At 70.1% G+C, this 4,482-nt stretch carries 6 protein-coding genes and 1 pseudogene; 4 read left to right on the forward strand and 3 right to left on the reverse strand.

What is annotated here, in order from left to right; genetic code table 11:
* Both H5J29_RS21995 and corA read right to left on the reverse strand, forming a co-directional pair.
* Positions 1 to 217 (reverse strand): annotated as a pseudogene (locus tag H5J29_RS21995) (2Fe-2S ferredoxin); the annotation flags it as partial.
* Between the two features lie 51 nt (positions 218 to 268).
* Entirely contained in the window at positions 269 to 1,375 is a 1,107-nt protein-coding gene (gene corA, locus H5J29_RS22000; RefSeq protein WP_376768558.1) for a magnesium/cobalt transporter CorA, read from the reverse strand.
* A gap of 265 nt (positions 1,376 to 1,640) precedes the next feature.
* Here corA and H5J29_RS22005 point away from each other — a divergent pair, with 265 nt between their 5' ends.
* Entirely contained in the window at positions 1,641 to 2,144 is a 504-nt protein-coding gene (locus tag H5J29_RS22005) for a MaoC family dehydratase (protein ID WP_181782943.1), read from the forward strand.
* 45 nt (positions 2,145 to 2,189) lie between these two features.
* On the opposite strand, the gene H5J29_RS22010 is transcribed toward H5J29_RS22005, so the two are convergent.
* The gene (locus tag H5J29_RS22010; protein ID WP_181782938.1) at positions 2,190 to 2,585 is read right to left on the reverse strand and encodes an NUDIX hydrolase; all 396 of its coding nucleotides are present in this window, start codon (positions 2,583 to 2,585) and stop codon (positions 2,190 to 2,192) included.
* A 99-nt stretch (positions 2,586 to 2,684) separates the two neighbouring features.
* Between H5J29_RS22010 and H5J29_RS22015 the strand changes: the two genes are divergently transcribed.
* The 3 genes from H5J29_RS22015 to H5J29_RS22025 are packed head-to-tail and all read left to right on the forward strand — an operon-like array spanning position 2,685 to position 4,304.
* A complete protein-coding gene (locus tag H5J29_RS22015) occupies positions 2,685 to 2,849 on the forward strand; it encodes a hypothetical protein (RefSeq protein ID WP_181782939.1) in 165 nt (54 codons plus the stop codon).
* On the forward strand, positions 2,849 to 3,403 hold the full coding sequence (locus H5J29_RS22020) for a PH domain-containing protein (RefSeq protein ID WP_181782940.1): 555 nt from the start codon (positions 2,849 to 2,851) through the stop codon (positions 3,401 to 3,403). Before H5J29_RS22015 ends, H5J29_RS22020 begins: the two co-directional genes overlap by 1 nt.
* 19 nt (positions 3,404 to 3,422) lie before the next feature.
* Positions 3,423 to 4,304, forward strand: coding sequence for a PHP domain-containing protein (locus H5J29_RS22025; protein WP_181782941.1), 882 nt, complete (start codon positions 3,423 to 3,425; stop codon positions 4,302 to 4,304).
* Positions 4,305 to 4,482: the final 178 nt, after the last annotated feature.

The raw sequence follows: 4,482 nt of genomic DNA on the forward strand, positions 1-4,482 counted from the left end.
CCCTCTCGCGGCCCGCCACCGTGCGCCCGAACGCCTTGCCCGCCCGCACCTCGCGGCTCCCGCAGAGCACGACCCACCCACCCGACGGCCGCGCGAGCGCCCGCTCGGTCGCCGCGTGGATCAGTGGCGGGCTCGCCGCCTTCCACGACGGTTCCTGCTCGGCCCACCGGGGCAGGTCGAGCAGGCGGAGCGGGGTGCGTGGCTGACGCTTGGACACGGGCCGAGGCTAGAACGGTCCGGCGTGGACAGCGACTCGACCCTCAGCTCCTCACAGCCAGCCGTTCTTCCGGAAGTTGCGGTAGAGCAGCCCACAGGCGCCCACGATGATGAGGATCACCATCGGGTAGCCGAACTCCCAGTGCAGCTCGGGCATGTAGTCGAAGTTCATCCCGTAGATGCCCGCGACCATGGTGGGCACGGTGATCAGCGCGGCGTACGCGGTGATCTTGCGCATGTCCTGGTTCTGCCGCATGGAGGTCTTGGCCAGCACCGCGTCGACCAGCGTGGTGAGGAGCTCGTTGAAGCCCACCACGCGCTCGGCGACGCCCGAGAGGTGGTCCTCGACGTCCCGGAAGTAGGAGCGCACCTCGTGCGGGATCAGCGAGCTGTACCCCTCGGTGATCTTGTGCAGCGGCTTGAGCAGCGGCATCACCGCGCGGCGGAGCTCGAGGATCTCGCGCTTCATCACGTAGATCTGCTCGGGGTCCATCGTCGAGCGCGGGGCGAAGACCTCCGCCTCCATGTCGTCGATGTCGTCCTCGATCGACTCGACGACGTCCAGATAGGTGTCCACGACGTGGTCCGCGATCGCGTGCAGCACGGCCGCGGGGCCCAGCGCGAGCTGCTCCGGGTCGTCCTCCAGCCTGCGCCGGACCTCCTGCAGTCCGCTGTGCCTGCCGTGTCGGACCGTGACCACGAAGTCCCGCCCGACGAAGGCCTGGACCTCCCCGGTCTCGACGATCTCGTTCGCGCTGGTCGGCTCGGCATGCCCGACGTAGCAGACCGTCTTGAGCACCATGAACAGCGAGTCGTCGTACCGCTCGAGCTTCGGCCGGTTGTGGGCGTGCACCGCGTCCTCGACGGCGAGCTCGTGCAGGCCGAACGTCTGGGCGATGCCCTCGATCTGGTCGTCCGTCGGCTCGTGGAGGCCGATCCAGACGAAGCCCTCCCCGCGCTCGCGGACCTCGTCGATCGCGGCGTCGTGGCTCCAGCGGCCGGGGAGCCGCTCGCCGTCGACGTACACGCCGCAGTCCACGACGTAGGCGGACATGGGCACGCGCAGCCGCGGGAGGACGCTCGTGTGGGTGTTGCGACCGGGGAGCCGGCCGCGCGATGCGGCCTTGATGGCGGGGCGGAGGTTGGACAGGGGCGGCACAGGGCACCTCCTGCGGCGAGGGTGGGCGGGGGACACCTGGGGTGCGCACGCCTCGCCGGTCGCCTCGGATCAGGCGGCGCTACAGGCCCTCGGGCCCGGCGGGGACGCGCTTCGTACTACTGCCTGGCGCGGGGTCCATCGCGTCCACCTCCCTCTTCCTTCGGACGGGGCCGCCGGTGACCGTCGTCGCGCGGGCCCGTTCTTCGAGCGGGCCACCGGCTAGATTACGCCCTCGTACCACCTGTCGGCGATGGAGGCGAAGACGTTGCAGTTCGGGCGCTACTACGAGGAGTTCGAGGTCGGTGCGGTGTACAAGCACTGGCCCGGTAAGACGGTCACCGAGTACGACGACCACCTCTTCTGCCTCATCACGATGAACCACCACCCGCTGCACCTGGACGTGCACTACGCCGAGGAGACCACCGACTTCGGCAAGAACGTGGTGGTCGGGAACTACGTGTACTCCCTGCTGCTCGGCATGAGTGTGGCGGATGTCTCAGGCAAGGCGATCGCGAACCTCGAGGTCGAGTCGCTCCGGCACGTGAAGCCGACCTTCCACGGCGACACCATCTACGGCGAGACGACGGTCCTGGACAAGACCGAGTCGAAGTCGAAGGACGACCGTGGCGTGGTCTACGTCGAGACCATCGGTTACAAGCAGGACGGCACCGTCGTCTGCATCTTCCGCCGCAAGGTCATGGTGCCCAAGCGCAGCTACGGGGACGCCCGCGGCGGCGAGCAGCCCGGCCGGCCCGTGCCGCAGACCTGACCCCACGTCGTGAGCGGCGATGGTCGTCATGGCGACGATCGCCGCTCACAGGGGGGTCTGGCCCCAGTCGGCGAGGGTGTCCGCGAGACCCTCGACGAGGGGGAGCGCGGCGAACTCGGCGGCGTCCACCCAGCGGGCGTCCGCGGCGTCGTCCCCGGCGGCGAGGGTGCCGCCGACGGCGGTGCAGGCGTAGTCCGCGATCCGGTAGGGCCCGCGGACCACGGTCCCGAGGTGCTCGCCGACCTCGACCACCAGCCCGGTCTCCTCGGCCATCTCGCGGACGACCGCCTCGCGGTCGGACTCCTCCGGCTCCCGCCGGCCGCCCGGGATCGACCAGAGACCTCGTCCTGGCTCCGTGCCCCGTTTGATCAGGAGCAACCTGCCGTCGGCGCCGTGCAGGATTCCCCCCACACAGGCGACGTGTCGGCTACCCTCGGTCATCGGTCGAAACGGTACGCTGCCCGCACGGCCGATGTCTCCTGGCCGGGATGTCGGTAATTTCGGATCTTGAAAGCTCCCTCGGGCCGGAACGGTGGTCGTGTGAACGTCAAGAAGCTGGTCGGGGTTCTCCTCCTGGTGCTGGTGATCTTCTTCATCGTCACCAACCCTGGCGGCGCGTCGTCCACCGTCTCCGGGATCGGCAGCTGGCTGGCGGGTGTCGGCAACAGCATCATCACCTTCTTCCAGGGGGTGACCCCGGGCTGATGCTCGCCCCACGGGAGATCGACGAGTACCTGCTGCCGACCGAGCGGCGGGTCATCCGCGTGCGTCAGCACTGGGCCGTCATGATCCCGCACATCACCCAGACGGCCCTCTTCCTGATCGCGATGATCCTCATCGACCGGTTGCTGGAGGGACGGCTCGGTGGCTGGGGCGAGGCGCTCGTCGACAACCTGACGTTCTACCTGGCGCTCGTCGCCGTGCTGCGGTTCGTGGTCAACTCGATCCTCTGGTGGATCGAGCGGATCGTGATCACGGACAAGCGCGTGATGCTGGCCCAGGGGATCATCACGCACAACGTCGGCATGATGCCGCTCGGGAAGGTCACCGACCTGACCTTCCAACGCACGTTCGGCGGCCGCATTCTCGGCTACGGCACGCTGATCGTGGAGTCCGCCGGTCAGATCCAGGCGTTGAACAAGATCGACTACATGCCGCGGCCCGAGGAGATCTACGAGGCCCTCTCCGAGCTGGTGTTCGGGGAGAAGGGCAAGACCCGCGCCACCGGCATGCTGGCCCGCAACCGCTGGCGTCGTTGAGGGCACGTAGCCTCGGTCGGTGGCCCTGATCGACCTGCACACCCACTCCACCGTCTCCGACGGCACGGAGACGCCCGAGGAGCTGGTCGCCACGGCGGCCGCCGCCGGGATCGGCACCCTCGCGCTCACCGACCACGACACCACCGGTGGCTGGGAACGTGCCGCAGCCGTGCTCCCCGCCGGGATGCGGCTGGTCAGGGGTGCGGAGTTCTCCTGTGTGAGCCCCACGGGCAGGCCGGAGACCCCGGGCGACCGGGCGACCGTGGCCGTGCACCTGCTCGGCTACCTCTTCGACCCGCGGCACCCGGCGATCGTCGAGGAGCAGGCGCGGCTGGTGGCCGAGCGCGTCGAGCGGCTGCAGAAGATGGCGCGCAACGTGGCCGCGGACTACCCGCAGCTCGACGCCGAGCGCATCTTCGACCTGGTCCCCGCGGGGACGACGCCGGGTCGCCCCCACCTCGGGCAGGCGCTGGTCCGGGCCGGTGTCGTCGGGTCGGTCAACGAGGCGTTCGCGGACATCCTGCGCACCGGCAGCAAGTACTACGAGCCGAAGACGGACACCCCCGTCGAGCGCGCGGTGCAGATGATCGTCGACGCGGGCGGGGTGCCGGTCTTCGCGCACCCGCTGGCGCGCAAGCGGGGCCGCGTCATCGAGCTGTCGGTGCTGGCGGACCTGGCGACGATCGGCCTGCAGGGCGTCGAGGTGGACCATCCCGACCACAGCCCCGAGGACCGGGCGACGCTGCGCGGGGTCGCGCAGGACCTCGGCCTGGTCGCGACGGGCTCGTCGGACTACCACGGGACCAACAAGACCACCCCGATCGCCGCCGAGACGACCGCGCCGGAGGCCCTGGACGCCCTGGTGGACAAGGGGAGCGGGGTCCCCGTCCTCGAGGGCTGACCCCTCGGTACCGTGGCCCCGGTGACAGGCGAGCAGCTCGGGTTCGACGTGCTGTCCGGCGAGGAGGCCTGGGCGCGTCCGCTGGTGCGGGTGACCCCCGCCCGGCTCGGGACCTGGGAGGACTGCCCCCGCCGCTACCGGTTTACCTACGTGGACAAGGCGCCGCGCGGTGGTGGGC

This window comes from Pseudonocardia pini, assembly GCF_013870575.1.
In the GTDB taxonomy this organism is placed as follows: Bacteria; Actinomycetota; Actinomycetes; order Mycobacteriales; family Pseudonocardiaceae; genus Pseudonocardia; species Pseudonocardia pini.